Origin of the sequence: Lysobacter antibioticus HS124, from assembly GCF_000336385.2 — a bacterium.
GTDB classification, from domain to species: domain Bacteria; phylum Pseudomonadota; class Gammaproteobacteria; order Xanthomonadales; family Xanthomonadaceae; genus Lysobacter; species Lysobacter firmicutimachus.
The window spans coordinates 1-18,410 of record NZ_HG424477.1 but is presented as its reverse complement, the minus strand read 5'-3'; the positions used below and the strand labels follow the sequence as shown (position 1 = coordinate 18,410).

The following is an 18,410-nucleotide window of genomic DNA, read 5'->3' as shown; positions in this document are numbered from 1 at the left end:
GGACCGCCTTCACCGTGGCCGGACCGCGCGACCCAACCCGTTCCTGTGACTGCGCTCCCGATTTCGCGGCCACCGGCCGGGGCAGAGTGCAGCTTCGCCGACCGGCGGGGCGGCCGCAGGCACGGGCGGGGACGACCCGAGTTCCTTCGCCGCCGCGGCCCGCCCTATAGTCGGCACACCACGTCGCCCGCAGCGGGCGACCTCCAGGCCGCGCGGCAGGAACACGGCTGCGCCGCGCGCGCCTTTCACCGTCAGCCACTGCAACGCCAAGGAGATCGTTTTATGGCCGGCCCCACCCCGATCGTCATCAACGGCGGCGTCGTTCCGCCCGGCAGCCCCGCTGCCGACACCTCGCGCAGCACGCCCGACGGCAAGGGCATCGTCTCGCAGGAACTGTTCCGCCAGGGCGACATCGTCATCAGCCGCGAGCAGGTGACCGGCGGCGACCAGTTCGCCGACACCCTGGTCATCAACGGCGGCGCCGGCGACGACAACGTGCGGGTCAGCCAGCGCGCCAACGGCGTGCTCGACGTCAACATCAACGGCCAGCCGTTCGAGATCACCCTCGCCGCCCAGCAGCAGCTCGGCGTGCGCGGCGGCGACGGCAACGACGTCATCCACGCCGCCTCCAACGTGCGCGTCAACATGGACGTGCAGGGCGGCGACGGCAACGACACCATCACCACCGGGCGCGGACGCGACCGCGTCGACGGCGGCGCCGGCGACGACGTCATCAACACCGGCCGCGGCCGCGACGACGTGTTCGGCAACACCGGCAACGACACCATCGACGCCGGCGCCGGCAACGACGTGGTCTACGGCGGCGACGGCGACGACATCCTGCGCGGCGGTCAGGGCCGCGACTACATCGAGGGCGGGCGCGGCGCCGACACCCTCGAAGGCGGCCAGGGCAACGACATCCTGTCCGGCGGCCAGGACGCCGACGTCCTGCGCGGCGGCCAGGGCAACGACCGCATCTACACCGGCGCCGGCGCCGACACCGTCGACAACCGCGCCGGCCGCGACACCGTCTACGGCCAGAGCGGCGAAGACACCGTCACCGCCACCCGCGGCGCGCGCAACACCCAGGTCGAAGTCGACATGACGACCCATGTCGGCGCCAGCGTCACCGTCGCCGCCGGCTCGTCGGACGCGTTCCGCCAGCGGGTCGAGGCCGATCTGGACATGCTGCGCTCGTCCAACAACGGCCGCGAGATGCTGGCCGAGCTGGACCGCAACGCCAACGCGTTCGTCGGCACCGGCCACAGCGTCAGCATCACCGAGCTGAGCAACGAGATGAACGGCTACGCCGGCCCCTCGCTGACCAACGACGCCTTCCTGCAGACCGACCCGGCCACCGGCGTCACCACGCGCGGCGCCGGCATGGATTCGGTGATCAGCTACAACCCGTCCTTCCACAGCGACTTCTTCGAAACCCCGACCGTGGTCCTGCACCACGAGATGTCGCACGCCTACAACATCACCGGCGGCACCCTGCAGCAGGGCGTGTACAGCGGCACCGGCCCGGACTCGGGCAGCGTGCGCAACTTCGAGCGCCAGGCGGTGGGCCTGGACAACAGCGGTGTCGCCTTCGACTTCGACCGCAACGCGGCCACGCCCGACACCAAGACCAACCCCGCCAACCTGACCGAGAACGGCATGCGCGACGAGATGGGCCTGGCGCGCCGGCAGAACTACAGCGTCGACGCCAAGAGCGCCTTCTCCGCCCCGGGCAACCCCAGCGCGACCGGCGCCGGCGGCAACGGCGGGCACAACCACAACCACGCCCATCTGGACGCGTTGTTGCAGGCGATGGAATCCGGCGACCGCAACGCCGCCCGCGACGCCACCCGCCAACTCGCCGGGCAAGCCGCCGGCCAGGAGCTGCGCCACGAGGCCATGCACGCCGCCGACCGCCAGGAGCAGGCCGCGCAGGCGCAAGCCCAGCAGACCCAGGCCGAGCCGACCCAAAGCGCCGGCGGCATGCGCCGCTGAGCGCAGGCGCCGGCCTTCGCGCCGGCGCGACACGCCCTGGCCTTACCGTGAATCGACCCATGCCGAGAGCCGCTAGATGACCGCGACCCGCACCACCGCCGCCCGCACCCGACGCGCGCTCGCCGCCGCCGCCGTGCTGACCGCCCTGTCCGCCGCGGCCTGCGCGCATGGCCTACCGCATCCTGCAGAAGACACCCCAATGAACGCCCAACCCGCATCCACCGCCGCCACCGCCGACACCCGCCTGCGCGTGCAGGACGGCCAGGACGTGAGCCTGCACGCCGAGTTCCAGTACACCGCCGCCAGCAACACCCTGCTGGTGCGCTACCGCCTGCGCAACGGCAGCGCCGACCGCGCCCTGGCCGTGTTCGACCGCGGCAGCTACGGCGACCGCGCCGGCGCCGTCTACAACCCCGGCCCGATCGGCGCGCCGCGGCTGGAAACCCAGGACGGCGGCATCACCCTGCTGCATGCCCCGGCGCCGGCCTCCGCCGCCAACCCGATGGACCCGCTCGGCCACGCCGGGCTGGCCCTGGAACTGAAGGCCGGCGGCGAACACGCCGATCAATTCGTCCATCGCTTCGGCGACCAGGCGCCGCAGCGCGTGCGCTGGTGCGTCGCGGTGGCGCCGTTCGAGCAGAAGCAGTTCCGCATTCCCACCAAGACCGCCCACGGCACGATCTGGGCGGCCGGCGAAGCCGGCGTCCAGACGCAGTCGCTGTGCACGCCGTGGTTCGATGTGGGAACGGGCAAGTTCGCCGAGTAAGCCGGGCGAACGCTACGGCTTAAGAGAACGGGCCGCGATTGCGGCCCGTTTTTTGTTTGCGGCGCGGGTCCGGCAATCAGTCGCCGCTCGCGCCGGCACCGCCACAGCCGCAGAGGGAAGGCCCCTGAGCCTCGACCCCGGTGTAGCCAGGCACGGCCTTCTGTTCGGCGATCAGGACCACCACCGTCCCGCGCCCTTCGCTGCCCCAGCGCACATCGTCACCGAGTCGAACCGCTTGGCCGTCGTGGTAACGCAATACTGTCATGCCCGTATCCTTATCGTGCTGGGCGCCGGCGACCAACAACGCTCTTCCCACAGACGCGAACCGCCACCTCACTCCACTCCGGCTGCTCGCAGCAACGCAGCTTTCCTGGCCTCCAGGGCCTCGACTCGCTCCCGGGTCCGCTCGACTCGGCAGGCCTCGGTCAGTCCGGGCGCCTCGCGTCGGGCCATGCCCTGGACAAAGGGGTCCAGCGCGCACGCGGCATCGCGCGCCGCGGCCCAGGCCTGTTCGTCCGCGCGCAGGTAGGCCGACAGGTCGTCGACATAGGCCGGGTCGTTCTCGACGTAGCTGGCGTACTTCGCCCGCAGCAGGTTCATCAGCGAGCGCGCCACGCTCAGCCGCCGCGCTTCCAGGCGGTGCATGTCGCGGTACGGTGCGCAGGCGGACAGCCGCATCCGCTCGCATTCTGCGATGCGGCTGTCGGGCCAGCGGGCGAAGCAGGCTTCGCGTTGCCGAGTATCGCCGATGCCGATGCAGTCGGGGTCGCGGTCGGCAGCAGCGGAGTTCTGCGACTCCTCCTCTGCGTAAGCGCCCGGCACAAGAACGACAGCCAGGATCAGCGCGATCGCGGCGCCCCAGCGGCGCCCGCCGGCGCCACGAAGGATGTCCCGGCCGCTGCCGGTTCGAACCGTCGCTTGTTGCATCGTCGTCCTTGCGTTTCGGGCCTTGTGGGCAGCCGCGCACGGGCGGCTCGCTGCCATTGTAGGCACATCGCGCCGACCGCCAGTAGCGCGCCTTCAACCAGTCCGCCGAGCGTCGGTTCCGCCAGAACGCGCGAGCCTCAGTAGCGATGCAGCCGGGCGCGCTCGAACTCGGCGGCGTCGATCGTCTCTACCGAGGTCACCGCGCAACGGCGCGAAGGGCTGACCACTTCGCTGCCCTGCGGGCACAACAGGTGCTCGGCGCCGTCGGTCACGATGCGCAGATGGCGTGCGCTGGCGACGCTGTCGCACTCCTTGGCCAGGCGCAGCAGGTAGCGCTCGTCCCCGTGTTTTATCAACACGGCGCCGCGCGCCCGAGCCATTTGCGAGGTTGAATTCAACTTCGTGCATTCGGCCGGCTGGGCCGCAGCGACCGGGCTGGCGGCCAACAGCATGCAGAACAGGGCGACGTATGGACGGGACATGCGGACTCCTCGGTGTGCAATGACCACAAAGGATTCCGCTGGGCGCAAAAGCGTCGCACCGGCGCCGTAGAGGCGAACGCGGTTAAGCATCCGGCGGGGACAGCCCGCCGACCGACGCCGCGCACACCGGCGCAGAACGCAGCGCATGTTCCGCGAATCGCCGGAACCTCGCGGGGCGTCTCACGCCGCAATCGCGACGCGACGCGCGATGCAGGTGTGCGACCGCTCGGAGAACGCGCCCGAACGGCGGTTAGCGTCCGTGCGCCTTGGTTAGCTTCGGTGATCCTTTCGCGCTCCGGCGAAGTCCGATTACGCCGTCTCGGAATCGAATCCGATGCAAGCGTATATCCAGCAGCACCCGCCGAAGCCGCGTCGACAGGCTTCGGCGGCGGACTCGCGCACTCAGCACGTCGCCGCCGGCACGACGCGGCACGGGCGAGTTCGCCTCCACGACAGACGAACCCGATCGCGCGAGTCGCAATCCAGACACGTTGGACGTTCCAGATCCCTGCGCATTTCCCCCAATGCCCATCGCGGAGAACCTTCATGGCCGTCAAGTCCGAAGACCAATTCGTTGAACTCGAAGACGTCAAGCTGTGCTACCGGGTCGAAGGCGACCCGAAGAACCCGCCCGTGCTGTTGATCATGGGCCTGAATTCGCAGCTGATCCATTGGCCGCAAGAACTGGTCGACACGCTGAAAGCCGACCACTACGTGATCCGCTTCGACAACCGCGACAGCGGCCTGACCACCTGGCGGACCGGGGAACCGCCGGCCGACGGCTACCGCCTGGCCGACATGGCCAAGGACGCCGTGCAGTTGATCGACCACCTCGGCATCGACCGGCCCGACGTGATCGGCGCCTCGATGGGCGGCATGATCGCGCAGCGGTTGGCGATCGATTATCCGGACCGCGCGCGCAGCCTGTGCTCGATCATGAGCACCACCGGCAGCCTCCTGGTCGGCCACCCGCAGCCCGGCGTGATCGAAGCCCTGCTCAAGCCGCTGCCGAGCGACCGCGACGCCGCGATCGAGCACATCGTCGGCCTGTACAACCTGATCGGCTCGAAGACCCATGCCGCCGCGGAAGCCGGGCGCCGCCGCGCGCTGGCCGAAGCCGCCTACGACCGCTCGGTCGGCCCGACCGGCGCCCCGCTCCACCCCGGCGGCGGCGCGCGCCAGGTCGGCGCGATCCTGCTCGCCGGCGACCGCACCAAGGCGCTCAAGACCCTGACCCTGCCGGCCCTGGTCGTCCACGGCAACGAAGACGCGCTGATCAACGTCTCCGGCGGCCGCGCCACCCGCGACGCCATTCCCGGCGCGCAATGGCTGGGCGGCCCGCAGAACGGCGTCGAAGGCATGGGCCACGACCTGCCGCATCCGCTGCTCGACACGATCGTCGACGGCATCGTCGCGCACCTGAAGAACGCCAGCACCCTGGCCTGGAACCCGGGCGTCGCAGAACGCGCCAACGGCGGCACGCGCCCGACCGCGCCGCGGCCGTCGTGATCGAAGTCGGCGGCGCCGACCGCAGCGGTCGGTAGCTGGGCGATGGACGGGGGGCGCCGCGGGCGCCCCCGTCCTGACGTCGGCGGCCGCCGAATGCCGAACTTCAGCGCCTTTCGCGCCACGGCGACGTATCGCGGCGATCGAAACGCGTGGCTAGCCCTCGTCCGGGCAATCGACCTCGCCGTGGTCCCGGTCCGCCTCGCTGCCCGCAGGCACCAGCACGGCGTACGGCTCCGCCATGTACGACGACCTGAACCACAGCAGCGTCTGCCCGGACCGCTGCAGATAGCCCGCCTCCTGACCGAAGTTCGGGCAAGCGTAGTCCGGCTTTGCGTCGTCCTGCGTGCACAGGCGCAGACTGGCCCGCCCATCGCGCACGTCGCCCTGCAGCTCACCATTCCAACCGCGCACGCGACTGCCGTCGGCCCAGGACCCTGCGATCTTGGCGCCCTGCTGGGTGATCTCCATATTGACGAAGTGGCCGAAGCGGCAGGAATTGGAATACACCCAGTCGCCGGCGAACTCCGCGTGCTGGCCCGCATGGGCGTACAACGCCACCACGCAAGCCAGTGCGGCAACACCCACCGCACACGAAAAAGCTGCCCCATTGCTCGCCACATCGATCTCCTTGTCGCCGCGCCAGCGGTCCATCGGTCCGGTCCCCCTACCTCCCCCAACCAGCGCCGACTACCGCTCCCCCGGAAAGAACAAACTCCGCAGTTGAGCGATACGCGCCCGGGTTCGCTCGGCACGGCAGGCTTCGGTCAAGTTTTCGGCTTCGCGCCGCGACATGCCTTGCGCGAGCGGTTCCAGCAGGCAATCCATGTCGCGGAACTGCGCCCAGGCCTGACCCGACTTGGCCAGGTAATCGGCCAAGTCGTCCAGATAAGCCGGATCGCCGTCCACATAGGAAGCGAAGCGCTTGCGCGCGCTGGCCAAGGCCTCGCGCTGCAAGGCGGCTAGCTCCTCATCCAAGCGATACATCTCGCGATAAGGCCTACATGCGAACAGCCGTATGCGCTCGCACTCGGCAATCTCGTCATCGGACATCTTGAAGAAGCACTGCTCGCGCGTTGCGAGGTCGCTAGCGGAAAAGCAGTCCTCCTCCGCTGCCGCCGCCGTGGTCGGCGTCGCGGTCGCAGCGGCGGCAGGGCGGACCGCTGCCGCGGCCGCACACGCCGTCGACAAGGCCAGCGCCAGAGCGGCATGCTTGATGCACCTGAAAGTCATGCCCCAATCCCTCTTATTGCTACCCAGCACTGTTCATGGGTTTCACCGCAATTCGCACCAGCAACTGCCCGCAGCGGAAACCACAGATAGGCGGCAACCATCAACGCTGGCTTGTTCATAACCTGCCCTGGGTCGACTTCGCGGCTAAAGGACATCGGGCCATGCCGATGCCCTTCACACCGTTCGCGGCTGATGGGCCATGTGCTGGCCTTGCTGATCGGCCTCCAGGGTGGCCTGCCGGGCTTGAACCTCGTTGGCCGCCTGCAGCTTCTCCAACGACCGTTCGACCGGCTGGGCCAAAGCTTCGTCGGTCCGCATGTGCGCACGCCGATGCGCCGGGTCGTTCAAGGCGCCCTCCACCGCGAACACGAACTCGCCGGGGCGGACCGTGCCGGCACCCTGGCTCAGTACGATGTGGTCGATCTTCGACAGCCCCGCCTCGCGCGCCATGCCGGCCACGCTGGCCGCCAGCCGCGCGCTGTTCTCGTCGTAGCCCCGTCCCAGCCCCTGCTCCATCCGCCGAACCGCAGCCTCGGCTTGGACCAGGAAGGGATCGTTCCTGGGCGCCGCGGCAGGCCCGACCGCACCGAGCGGACCGAGATAGCTCGGCAGACCGCGCTCCTCCAGGGGACGGTTCAACTCCGACGGAAACACGCGCGGCAAGGCCTGCTGCAACGTCGCCGGATCGATATCGCCGGTACGCGGCAAGCCGTTGGCATCTTGGTAGCGAATAACCGCGGCCTGCATCGATAGCCGGTAGACCCCGTCCTCCGGCAGCCGCTGACCATTGGCATCCAAGTAGCCTTGCTCGTTGAGTACGCGTTGCAACTGCTCGACGACGCCGGATGTCTCACCGATGCGGATCACCCCATCGTCGATGACGGGACGGGCTCCGATGCCCTGGTTGCGGCGTGCTGGGTCGATGGATAGCCGACCACTGACGAGATCGTCGACATAATTTTCGTAATGCTTGTAGTAACGCGTATCGACCTCCATGTGCACGTGCACTTTCGCTGTCGCCTGGTTGTTCTGCATACCCAGCGACTGCCCGTACGCCACTTCTGTGTCTTCTTGGACGTGAATCGGCTGCATATGCCGAATCCGCGCAATGACCTCTCCGCCCTTACGGTCGTAAATGTCGACCAGCCCTTCTGCCGCGTTGCACCGTCCAACATAACCAGCCACGGGCGAGGGAACATCAACATCGCGAACACCACGACCGCCTGAAGGAATGCGGGAGTCCTCCAGCATGAAATCCTTTTTTAAAAGTACTTGGTCCTCGGTCAAGTTGAGCGCGCCACGCTCGCCGCTTATAGCGATCTCCTGAACCTCGCCACCGATCAGCGCATGACGCCGCCCAGGCTGCGCGCGAATCACCCTGCCGTTCGAAACCACGGCGTCCTGATTGTCAAAAGGATGGTGTGTCACCAGGCTATCGAAACTTCCAACCGGAATGTTGACCGACACCCCTTTTTGGATGACGCGGTAGTTGACCGTAGCAATGCCTTCGTTCGAGTTCTGAAATCGATCCATGTCGTTATTCTCCTCGTCGCGGTCTACGATGCTTCAACGACAACGCACGTACTTTGCTGACCTGTTCTCGTCAATGATCGTCAGCAGCCCCGAATCTTCCCCGCTGATGGCGAAAACCTCGTAGTTGTCCACAGCCTCCCCGTCGATATGGAGGCGAGACTTGATCCGCCAGGCCTTCGGCCTCGTGGAGATTTGAACCACGCTTACCGGCTCGCTCCACTGCTCGTAATCGACGAGCTTGTTAGGCCGGATATCCATCCGGCTATCGCTATCGAGATTCCCCGGCAGTTCGCAGGTTGGCCCGCCCCCTTGCCATATACCAACCACCTCTTTGGGGTATTTCGCCTTCGCGACCGAACCGGCCGCATGAGCGTTAGCGCCCAGTCCAACACTCAACAGTGCAGTTGCCAGCGCATGGATCAATCCGTTCATCGCTTCGCCTCGCAATCTTCCGCTAGTAGTATTTGGCAAGACGCTCCAGCCACTTCATACATATCTCATCGTGGCTGCTACGCGGTGCTCCACCGCATTCTGCCCCATCGCCATGACCTCGGCTACGTGATACCCGCGGCTGCGCTTAAAGCACATTTCCGTCCGAAGTCCGATTCATTTCCGGCTAGTCAGCCAAGGTAATCAATAAGTGGCCGATGCAAAGACGGTCTACCGACCGCGCATCCGCAGGACTCGAACCGAGGACCGCCATCACATCGACACGGTCACGACGAAAGATGTATGCGAGCGGTTGGCCGATCCCATCTTCATCGATCCGCATCATGAAGCCGTCATCTTTCAGCCGCTTGGCGACCACGTCCAACTCCAAGCCGCACAGCGGCTGCCCGGTCGGCGGAGTATCGCCGTCGTACGCATAGTTCAGTTCGACGGCTTTGGGCGGCTTGGAGCCGCGAAAGATCACGCTGTAGAACCAGGGTGAGTCCGGCAGCTTGATGATGAGCCCATGGGCCCTACCACGGGTGGTTCGTACTTCAACGGAATGCCGGTCTTGGCTGCCACTTCATCAACGGTAAGACCATCGGTGGTTTTCAAACCGTCCAACAGCCGGAGCACCCGATTGCCGACCTCCAGCGGAGTCAGCTCGGGATACTCGGAGGGGGAACTGGGCCGGAAAGGCTCGGTCGACGTCATGTCGTGCGGCTCCTTGGGAGGCACGGATGGGTTGACTTTGGGCTCGTGCGCGCACGCGCTGCCTAGTACAAGAAGCGCCACCGCCGCTAATAGCGATCGCGATGCTCGGCCGACAACCCGTCCCGACGGTTCAAAGCGACGAAACTCAAAGTTGCGCATTCCATGCACCGCTCGCTCTGCAGATGTGGCGAGCATACGGGAACCCTGCTGCAACTGACAGAGAACCAGGAGTAGCGCGCCGCGGTAATAAGCACACTTCGAGACTGGCAAGACGGAATTTTGTAGGTTCCGCTGAGGCGCCCACCATCCATCAATCTTTCGACTGAATGGTCAAAACTTCCACACAGGAATCTATTCCGAGCGGACTGGGCATGCTGTGCCGACTCGGCACGACCCGAACGCGCACTTCGTTTCGACTGAAGACATGTTCCAGCGTGCGACCGATCTCGTCGACGTCGGTGGTCATGCCATAGCCCAGGGCCTTCAGACGCTCCGCAACCGCGGTCGCACCCAGTGCGCATGGAAATGCGTCGGCCGTCCGCGGGTTGTCAGGCGCCTCGTAGCGTATTTCGACGAAGCGCCGCCCGCCCTGGTCACGATAGATGACGTTGTAGAACCCAGCGTCCTGGGCCAGCTCTACGGCGAAGGCGTACACCTTGCCAGCCGGAGCGTACTTGAGCGGAATTCCGGCTCGCGCAATCACCTGCTCCAGCGAAAGCTCGTCCATCGACTCAAGCACGTCGACGAGATTCAGCACACGTCGCCCGGCTTCCTCGGCTGTCAATTCGGGATACTCACTTGCCTGACTGATTCTGTAAGTATCGGCCGGCATCGGGTCGAAAGCCCCCGTAGGTGTCTTGTCTTTCGGGGCGTACGCGCAGGCGCTTGCCATCATCGAATACAGCAGCAGCGCAATGACGCTACCACGGGGAATCGCCGTGGACTTCATGGTGGGTTCTTCGCCGTAATCATCAGTTGCGCCAGGCACAACCGGTGCATTCCAGCCGTGCTGCCGGACGTACTCAGGCCCGGAACCAATCGGACGATGAGCGGCGTGCGTTCGAAGTAGTAGGCCAAGTTCCGACCTAGCTCGTCGACGTCGATCCATGGAGTGAAGCCATCGTCCTTGAGCCGCTTTTCGACCTCATCGACCGTCAGGGGACACAGGGGCGCCCCCTTGGGCTGGGTGTCGCCGGCATAGGCATATTCGAGTTCCACCGCCCTACCCTGTCCGTCGCGATAGTTGAGGCCGTAGTACCAGGGCGAATCGGGCATCTGCACCGTGAACGCATGGACCTTGCCCTTGGGCGCGTACCTCAACGGCAGGCCGGTTTGGGCGATGACGTGATCGAGCGACAGTTGCTCCATCGTGTCTAGTCCATCCAACAGCCGCAGCGCCCTATGCCCCACCGCTTCGGGCGTCAAGTCCGGGTACTCAGACGCTTGGCTAAGCCGATAAAGCGGCTGCCGTCGTTCGGTCTTCAAGTGCAGGAAGCTGATATCGCCCAGACAATGCGGTTGGACGGCCGACTCGGTAAGCGTCAGCTCCATGTCGTTGCGGCGCGCACTGAAGCTGTGCGGCGCCGAACCCGGTGCCGTTGGCGCGTGCCAGCGAAGGCCGGCCTGCGCCGCAGCGCGCTGCATCGGGTAGCACGGCCGGTCGGCGACGAAGATCGACGCCACCGGGCGATGCCAGTATCGGTTGTCGATCTGTACGCCAGCCGCAACGAAGCCATCAGCCAGCCCGGCCGGGCTACGGCTGTACACCTCCGGCGGGTCTTGGTGGCCGGTAATAGACGGATACAGCGCCAATAGAGCGCGGAGCGCCCGGTCATAGCCCTGCGGCCCTTGCAGCGGCCAGCGCAGAAAGTCGTCGATGCCTACACCGGGCCGCTCTTGCACCCGGGCGGCGTCGTTATCCGGCGGCGCGGCCGAAGCGGCCTGGGTCGAGAGAAACAGGACCGCGAGCCATGCCGTGCAGACTCTAAAAACATCGGCGCTACTCATAGTTTCGCCCTCCCTGACAGCCGCCTCGCGATCGCGAAGCAGCTTAGGTCAGCGGCTGAGGCGGGGCAAAAGCACAGTCGTCTGCTGCCGACAGCCAGCACCGATGCAATCGGTGCCTCATCCCTTCTCGGCAGAGGCGCCGGCTTGGGCCAGCCGGGCCTTGAGGTCGGCCACGGCCTTGCGCTGCTCGGACTTGGACAGTAGGCCCAGGGTCAGGATGGCCTCGGCCAGCACGTCGGTGTCGGCGTAGAGGAAGGCGAGCGGGACGCCCAGCGACTGCGCGATGCGGCGCGCAGTGGCCAGATCGGCGTCGTGGACGGCCTTTTCGTAGCGGTTGATGCGGACCGCGGTCGCTTCTTGCGGAAAATTTGCGGACATGCTCAGTTCCTCTCCAAAAGCGAGGACCGAAGCATTATCGCCAGCGATTTATCAGTCAATTTCGTTTATCGTAATTACGATAAACGAAATATACAGAAGCTATTAATCATCCAAGCTTCTAACGCCCTTTCTATCAAGATTCAGCTCCTGCTCTCCCAGTTTTAATTTTACGGAGGAAGCAGCTCCAAGCAATGCATCCGCCAGGTGCGCAGCGGGGGTGCGCGGATCCTCTGTTTCAGATGCGGATGACTGGAACAGTCCAGCTGACAATCTCGATGCCAGCAGCTCTGGGAAGGGCTCCTGCGAAGTTGACTTCCATTCGAGTACCGTTTCAGCCAGCCAAGACGCTCTTTCGATATCCAGACGGAATTGCTGCAACCTAAATTCAGCATCCGCGATCCTCTGCAGCCATCTATTCAACCACCGCAGATACCACGCCCCCAAAGCAACCGCAGCGGCAGCAAGCAATCCAGACTTTATTATTAACAGTATAGACTCAGGCGCGTAATAATAACCCTTATCCCCGACGACGATCCTCGCCCCGTAGGAAAGGGACGTCATAAATAAAAGTGCAATTCCAACCAATGAGGCGCCATGAACAGCGAAATATTGGAAACGAGTCTCCTTCGACACAGCAAAATTCGCCAAACGCTCTTTTGTTATATCCAACAAACTCGACCTGATCTCACGCCTCACATGAGTATTGTTCCGATCATCAAGCTTTTTTGTAGTAAATCTAAGCCATGAGATTTCTCATCGAGAGCCACCGCCCTGGCTTCAAGGCTTTTTTCAGCCCTATCTTTCTCTTGCTGAAGGCGATCAATTTCACGCTCTCGAATTTCATCGAACCTGGCTGTCAACGCCTCCTCTTTACTTAGGTAGGACGCTTCGAGCAACTGCCTGTGCTTGGTGGCATCGACAAGCACACCTGCCACCGCACTTTCCAATGCCTGCAGCACCTCACTGTGCGCGGCCAGCGGCTGCGCCCCCTTACTACCGACCGTTGCCAATGGCCGACTGAGCGCTACGTCTAAGGCTGACTCCAATTCTGCGGCAAACAATCGATCAACTGACCCGTTCCAAGTAAACGTTAATTTGTCATGCGTCGCACTATTCGAATCATTGTGCTCCACCCGCAATCGTAGCCATCCCCACTCACAAATCTCCGTGCTTATGGTTGCCTTCCTAAGCCCGAATCCACGAGATTTTTCGTACGTCTCCAATAAATCTGGGGTCAGCATACCAAGCGTGTCGCTAAAACTCAGCGTCACACCGTGCCCCGTAAACTTATTGGCAACAGTGGTAAAAGCCCTAATTACGTCCTGATCACTCAGTTTCAACACGTACTTACTGGCAGCAGACATATGCCCCCCCAATTAAAAAGCCCGACTCATTAAATTCACGGGCCGGGCATTTCTAAAATCAGAAAAATCAAACATCCCCACTCAGAACATCAAGCATCAGACAAAGATGATGCTCAATCTGATGTTGCTTATTCTTCGGCAACCCCGGGAAATACGAGCCTGCAACATAGGCGACATACGCGTCAATTGAATAGTTTTGCCCAAACTCTTTCTTTCTCTTCGTTGCAGCTGCCGTCAATTTCTTAGCAGCCTGAAGAAACTTTGTGGCAACGTCACTATCGTCTTTTTCTTTGTCATCCGAGACGAAGTGCTCGACCCAGATATCGCCAGTCTTTGGATCTTTGTACGCCGCGTGGATTGCGACAGCGTAAGGAGTTGACCCTCCCGCCTGGAATACCGAACCTATCGTCGCATAATCGCCGAATCCACAACCGGAGGCTGCGAATGTTTTATGCCTATCCGTATAGAATTCTGCGCCATTGTAGTCAGCATTGCGCACTAGCTTCGTAAAACAGTCTTTAATATCAACATACTTATCTTTCGGCAAAAGCGCGCGATGAGATGCCGATATCTTTGCGTCAACGCCAATATGAAACACCACAGTCTTAATAGCGGCCAATTTCTTAACACCAGCGTCGTCTAAACCACACCCCTGATAGAGGAAGGCGACCTCTCTATCTGAAAACTTCTTAAGAAAACTGTCGATACTCGCCTGAGTGATAGCAGCATCGCACCTAAGCAAAGGAATCACCGAATTTTTATCGTCAATGAAGTCGACAAAATTCTTCTGCCAAGCCTTTGCCGCAATAGGATTTTTTAACTCATGCTTGTCAGGATTGACTAGAACACAAATCCGCTGATCAGCTTCAGAGTAATCCGCCAAGCATCTTTCTATTGCACTTGAATTTGAATTCACAGGCTCAACGATAGGAATTAAGCCTCCCAGCGCGCGATGATCTTTCAGTATGGAGCGCAGCGCTAGCAAATCATAAGCTCGACCATACAAGTACGGAAAGTACATATGAAATCCTCAGTCCTTTGCGCGCAAGCGCGATCCATAACCGCGATTTATTTACCAAATACACCCATAGCTTGTGAGACCCGACCTCTCTGTAGAGCTGACAGTGGCGTTGCGTAGCCCAAAGCTCTCAAGCTCGCGGGCAAACAGCTCAAATAGTCCGCCATCTCCACAGAGGTAGTTCTCATCCTAAAAGCACTCACTAAGGCCGCATGCGCATCTCGCGGCTTTAATTTCGAGAACAAAGCTTCATAGTGCTTAAAGAGCACTCCATTAGGGATTGGGGGCTGCTCACCATAAGCATTAACCACCGCCTCCATATATTCCGACTGTCGCATAATTCGAAATATTGATCTCGAACTAACAGAATCAACATTACTAATCGCTGACTTGCGCTCACTAAGCCTGTTTCTTGCCGTTAAGGCAATCACACCCACACGATCAGGGACGATATCAGAATACTTTCTAATGAGATCAGGGTGAGTTACGACATATACGTTATCAAAAACCTTCAAATAATCGGCAGTCTGTGTCTCTAATCGCCTACTGGTATCGAACTCAGTCTTTATCTCGTAAGCAGTAGATGTACCATTAAAAACAACAATGTCCGCGACAGATTTCCCAACCTGCAGCTCTGTTTGAACACTAGCAGTGCGCGGGCTATGACGTCCAAAGACCAATTTATTTACAATGTGCGCTTTATACACATATTCGCATCTGTATTTATTATTTAGTTCCCTGAAACCCTCATCGAACAAAGGGCCGATGGCAAGATCGGCTTCACTTCGCCCCAGAAAACTACGCAAAGAAGTCACCATTTCACTCTTATGGCCACTTTTAGCTATAGAGCGCACAACTTCTCTGGTGAAAAACCTTGCGAGACGGCGCCCCCGCTCTATCGAGTCCATAGTGGTCTCTCGCTCTTATATTGCTGCCAGCTATGTAATGCCCTCGGAAGGCGGCTCGTCAAGTTCCTGATGCATTGCACGACCCGTCTTATCTCTAGCCTCTCACTCAACACATTCGGGCACTCATAACGTGAAAACGAAACGAGGGCGGCCAAGGCCGCCCTCGTTAGTTAACTGGCCAACGGTAGAACTCAAACCCCCAACGGATTCGGCTTCTCCACATCAATCTTGTACTGCTTGATCGCCCGAGCCACATCCTTCCCGGTCATCTTGCCTTCCGCCGCCAGCGCCGCGATGGCGGCGTGGGCGATGTAGTAGCGGTCGACTTCGAAGTGGCGGCGCAGGTTGGCGCGGGTGTCGCTGCGGCCGAAGCCGTCGGTGCCCAGTACTGTGTAGCGCATCGGCACGTAGGCGCGGACCTGTTCCGGGTACATGCGGATGTAGTCGGTCGCGGCGATGGCCGGGCCCTGGCGGCCTTCCAGCAGTTCGGTGATGTAGGGCTTGCGCGGGGTCTTGGCTTCGGGGTTGACGCGGTTCCAGCGCTCGGCGTCGATGGCTTCGCGGGCCAGTTCGTTGAAGCTGGGGCAGGACCAGATGTCGGCGGTGACGCCGAAGTCCTTGTCCAGCAGCTCGGCGGCGGCGATGGCTTCGCGCAGGATGGTGCCGCTGCCCATCAGCTGGACGCGCAGTTCGCCCTTCTTGGGCTTGCCGGCGTCCTTGAGCAGGTACATGCCCTTGATGATCCCGTCCGCGCTGCCTTCCGGCATGTCGGGGTGCGGGTAGTTCTCGTTCATCAGGGTGAGGTACCAGTACTCGTCGCGCTGCTCGGTCAGCATGCGCTGCATGCCGTGCTGGAGCAGGGTCACCACTTCGTAGCTGAAGGTCGGGTCGTAGCTGCGGCAGTTCGGGATCAGGCCGGCCTGGACCATGCTGTGGCCGTCTTCGTGCTGCAGGCCCTCGCCGTTCAACGTGGTGCGGCCGGCGGTGGCGCCGAGCAGGAAGCCGCGGGCGCGCATGTCCGCGGCCTGCCAGGCGCTGTCGCCGATGCGCTGGAAGCCGAACATCGAGTAGTAGATGTACAGCGGCAGCATCTGCAGGTCGTTGGTGCTGTAGCTGGTGGCGGCCGCCAGCCAGGACGCGAACGCGCCGGCTTCGGTGATGCCCTCTTCCAGCACCTGGCCGGTGACGTCTTCGCGGTAGTACATCAGCTGGTCGCGGTCGACCGGCTTGTACTTCTGGCCGTGCGGGGCGTAGATGCCGAGCTGGCGGAACAGGCCTTCCATGCCGAAGGTGCGGGCCTCGTCGGCCACGATCGGCACCAGGCGCGGGCCGACCTGCTTGTCGCGCAACGCGATGTTCAGGGCCTGGACGAACGACATGGTGGTGCTGATCTCGCGCTCGCCGGTGCTCTTGAGCAGGCGGTCGAAGGCGTCCAGCTTGGGCACTTCCAGCGAGGTGCTGGCCTTGCGCCGGCGCTGCGGCAGGTAGCCGCCGAGGGCCTTGCGGCGCTCGTGCATGTATTCGACTTCCGGCGACTTCTCGCCGGGGTGGTAGAACGGCACCGCGCCGTCCTTGAGCTGGTCGTCGGTGACCGGGATGTTGAAGCGGTCGCGGAACAGACGGACGGCTTCGTCGTCCATCTTCTTGGTGCCGTGGGTCGGGTTGAGCGATTCGCCCGAGGCGCCCATGCCGTAGCCCTTGACCGTCTTGGCCAGGATCACGGTCGGCATGCCCTTGGTGTTCACCGCCTCGTGATAGGCGGCGTAGACCTTGTGCGGGTCGTGGCCGCCGCGGTTGAGGCGCCAGATGTCGTCGTCGGACAGGTTGGCGACCAGCGCGGCGGTCTCCGGGTACTTGCCGAAGAAATTGTCGCGGGTGTACTTGCCGCCGAAGGCCTTGCAGTTCTGGTATTCGCCGTCGACGGTTTCCATCATCAACTGGCGCAGCTTGCCGGTGGTGTCGCGGGCCAGCAGCGGGTCCCAGTAGCTGCCCCAGACGGTCTTGATGACGTTCCAGCCGGCGCCGCGGAACTGGCCTTCCAGCTCCTGGATGATCTTGCCGTTGCCGCGCACCGGGCCGTCCAGGCGCTGCAGGTTGCAGTTGATGACGAAGATCAGGTTGTCCAGGCCTTCGCGGCCGGCGACCGAGATCGCGCCGAGCGATTCGGGCTCGTCGGTTTCGCCGTCGCCGAGGAAGGCCCAGACCTTGCGGTCGGACTTGGGCAGCAGGCCGCGGCCTTCCAGGTACTTCCAGTTGCGGGCCTGGTAGATCGCGCTGATCGGGCCCAGGCCCATCGACACGGTCGGGATCTGCCAGTAGTCGGGCATCAGCCAGGGGTGCGGGTAGGAGCTGACGCCGCGGCCGTCGACTTCCATGCGGAAGTTGTCGATCTGCGATTCGCTGATGCGGCCTTCGAGGAAGGAGCGGGCGTAGATGCCGGGCGAGCTGTGGCCCTGGATGCCGATCAGGTCGCCGGGGTGGTCGGCCGAGGGCGCGCGCCAGAAGTGGTTGAAGCCGACGTCGTACAGGGTGGCCGCGGAGGCGAAGCTGGCGATGTGGCCGCCGAGGTCGCCGGGCTTGCGGTTGGCGCGCACGACCATGGCCATGGCGTTCCAGCGGATCAGCGAGCGGATCCGCCATTCCATCGCGGCGTCGCCGGGGCTCTTGGCCTCCAGGTGCGGCGGGATGGTGTTGATGTATTCGGTGGTGGGCTGGAACGGCAGGTGGGCGCCGGCGCGGCGGGTCACCTCGACCATGCCCTCGAGCAGCTGGTGGGCGCGCTCGGCGCCGTCGCGGGCGATGACGGCCTGGACGGATTCGACCCATTCCTGGGTTTCGGTCGGATCGGGATCGTTCTGGAGCAGGTCGTGCAAAGAGCTGGCAAGCGGCTGATTCATCGATCTCGCGGCCCCGTGGCCGCGCCTCGGAGGTGGGGGGCGGATTAGAGCCCCGAGTCTAACAAACGGCGACCGGGTTACGGCTTGCGGGGGGTGGCCGGTGGGGTGGACTAGTTCGTTTTGGCTAGGGGCGTAGGTGTGGATACGGGGGCGTGTGGTGAGTGTGCGGCAGTGGCCTTTGCCGCTGCGGGTCGGGTGGTTTTTGTAGGAGCGGCGTGAGCCGCGACAGCCGCAGCGGTGGTCGACAGCGTTT

20 protein-coding genes are annotated in these 18,410 nt (G+C 63.1%); 3 read left to right on the top strand and 17 right to left on the bottom strand.

Features of this window, described 5'->3' with window-relative positions:
- Positions 1–282: 282 nt before the first annotated feature.
- The gene (locus tag TX83_RS08050; RefSeq protein ID WP_064747429.1) at positions 283–1,995 is read left to right on the top strand and encodes a M91 family zinc metallopeptidase; all 1,713 of its coding nucleotides are present in this window, start codon (positions 283–285) and stop codon (positions 1,993–1,995) included.
- 76 nt (positions 1,996–2,071) lie between these two features.
- Positions 2,072–2,761, top strand: a complete 690-nt coding sequence (locus TX83_RS08045; protein ID WP_064747427.1) for a hypothetical protein — start codon at positions 2,072–2,074, stop codon at positions 2,759–2,761.
- A gap of 76 nt (positions 2,762–2,837) precedes the next feature.
- Here TX83_RS08045 and TX83_RS08040 read toward each other — a convergent pair whose 3' ends face one another.
- The 3 genes from TX83_RS08040 to TX83_RS08030 form a co-directional block, all read right to left on the bottom strand.
- Positions 2,838–3,026, bottom strand: coding sequence for a hypothetical protein (locus TX83_RS08040; protein ID WP_141233413.1), 189 nt, complete (start codon positions 3,024–3,026; stop codon positions 2,838–2,840).
- Positions 3,027–3,094: 68 nt separating this feature from the next.
- On the bottom strand, positions 3,095–3,688 hold the full coding sequence (locus tag TX83_RS08035; protein ID WP_064747423.1) for a lysozyme inhibitor LprI family protein: 594 nt from the start codon (positions 3,686–3,688) through the stop codon (positions 3,095–3,097).
- A 137-nt stretch (positions 3,689–3,825) separates the two neighbouring features.
- Positions 3,826–4,170 (bottom strand): hypothetical protein, encoded by a 345-nt coding sequence (locus TX83_RS08030; RefSeq protein WP_064747421.1) that lies wholly within the window; start codon positions 4,168–4,170, stop codon positions 3,826–3,828.
- A 546-nt stretch (positions 4,171–4,716) separates the two neighbouring features.
- On the opposite strand from TX83_RS08030, the gene TX83_RS08025 reads away from it, so the two are divergent.
- On the top strand, positions 4,717–5,679 hold the full coding sequence (locus tag TX83_RS08025; RefSeq protein WP_075575054.1) for an alpha/beta fold hydrolase: 963 nt from the start codon (positions 4,717–4,719) through the stop codon (positions 5,677–5,679).
- Between the two features lie 153 nt (positions 5,680–5,832).
- Here TX83_RS08025 and TX83_RS08020 read toward each other — a convergent pair whose 3' ends face one another.
- The 14 genes from TX83_RS08020 to aceE form a co-directional block, all read right to left on the bottom strand.
- Positions 5,833–6,330, bottom strand: coding sequence for a hypothetical protein (locus TX83_RS08020; protein ID WP_064747419.1), 498 nt, complete (start codon positions 6,328–6,330; stop codon positions 5,833–5,835).
- A gap of 36 nt (positions 6,331–6,366) precedes the next feature.
- The gene (locus tag TX83_RS08015; protein ID WP_064747418.1) at positions 6,367–6,909 is read right to left on the bottom strand and encodes a lysozyme inhibitor LprI family protein; all 543 of its coding nucleotides are present in this window, start codon (positions 6,907–6,909) and stop codon (positions 6,367–6,369) included.
- A gap of 174 nt (positions 6,910–7,083) precedes the next feature.
- Positions 7,084–8,442, bottom strand: coding sequence for a peptidoglycan-binding protein (locus tag TX83_RS23800; protein ID WP_064747417.1), 1,359 nt, complete (start codon positions 8,440–8,442; stop codon positions 7,084–7,086).
- Between the two features lie 33 nt (positions 8,443–8,475).
- Positions 8,476–8,874, bottom strand: coding sequence for a hypothetical protein (locus TX83_RS22650; RefSeq protein ID WP_141233411.1), 399 nt, complete (start codon positions 8,872–8,874; stop codon positions 8,476–8,478).
- Between the two features lie 184 nt (positions 8,875–9,058).
- Positions 9,059–9,355: a hypothetical protein gene (locus TX83_RS08000; protein WP_064747415.1), complete on the bottom strand. Its 297-nt coding sequence runs from the start codon at positions 9,353–9,355 to the stop codon at positions 9,059–9,061.
- Complete coding sequence (locus tag TX83_RS22645; RefSeq protein WP_141233410.1) at positions 9,352–9,585, bottom strand: hypothetical protein; 234 nt, start codon at positions 9,583–9,585, stop codon at positions 9,352–9,354. The genes TX83_RS08000 and TX83_RS22645 overlap by 4 nt, the downstream gene beginning before the upstream one ends.
- Before the next feature lie 310 nt (positions 9,586–9,895).
- Positions 9,896–10,534 (bottom strand): hypothetical protein, encoded by a 639-nt coding sequence (locus tag TX83_RS07995; RefSeq protein WP_064747414.1) that lies wholly within the window; start codon positions 10,532–10,534, stop codon positions 9,896–9,898.
- Positions 10,531–11,592 carry a hypothetical protein gene (locus TX83_RS07990; protein WP_064747413.1) on the bottom strand — a complete coding sequence of 354 codons (1,062 nt, stop codon included), beginning with the start codon at positions 11,590–11,592 and terminating at the stop codon, positions 10,531–10,533. Before TX83_RS07990 ends, TX83_RS07995 begins: the two co-directional genes overlap by 4 nt.
- A 117-nt stretch (positions 11,593–11,709) precedes the next feature.
- Positions 11,710–11,970: a transcriptional regulator gene (locus TX83_RS07985; protein WP_186442550.1), complete on the bottom strand. Its 261-nt coding sequence runs from the start codon at positions 11,968–11,970 to the stop codon at positions 11,710–11,712.
- A gap of 102 nt (positions 11,971–12,072) precedes the next feature.
- Positions 12,073–12,666 carry a hypothetical protein gene (locus tag TX83_RS22640; RefSeq protein WP_141233409.1) on the bottom strand — a complete coding sequence of 198 codons (594 nt, stop codon included), beginning with the start codon at positions 12,664–12,666 and terminating at the stop codon, positions 12,073–12,075.
- Positions 12,663–13,334 carry a hypothetical protein gene (locus TX83_RS22635; protein ID WP_141233408.1) on the bottom strand — a complete coding sequence of 224 codons (672 nt, stop codon included), beginning with the start codon at positions 13,332–13,334 and terminating at the stop codon, positions 12,663–12,665. The genes TX83_RS22640 and TX83_RS22635 overlap by 4 nt, the downstream gene beginning before the upstream one ends.
- Positions 13,335–13,401: 67 nt before the next feature.
- On the bottom strand, positions 13,402–14,355 hold the full coding sequence (locus TX83_RS22630) for a sce7725 family protein (RefSeq protein ID WP_075575053.1): 954 nt from the start codon (positions 14,353–14,355) through the stop codon (positions 13,402–13,404).
- Positions 14,356–14,402: 47 nt separating this feature from the next.
- Entirely contained in the window at positions 14,403–15,170 is a 768-nt protein-coding gene (locus TX83_RS07980) for a sce7726 family protein (protein WP_141233407.1), read from the bottom strand.
- 281 nt (positions 15,171–15,451) lie between these two features.
- A complete protein-coding gene (gene aceE, locus TX83_RS07975) occupies positions 15,452–18,157 on the bottom strand; it encodes a pyruvate dehydrogenase (acetyl-transferring), homodimeric type (RefSeq protein ID WP_064747411.1) in 2,706 nt (901 codons plus the stop codon).
- Positions 18,158–18,410: the final 253 nt, after the last annotated feature.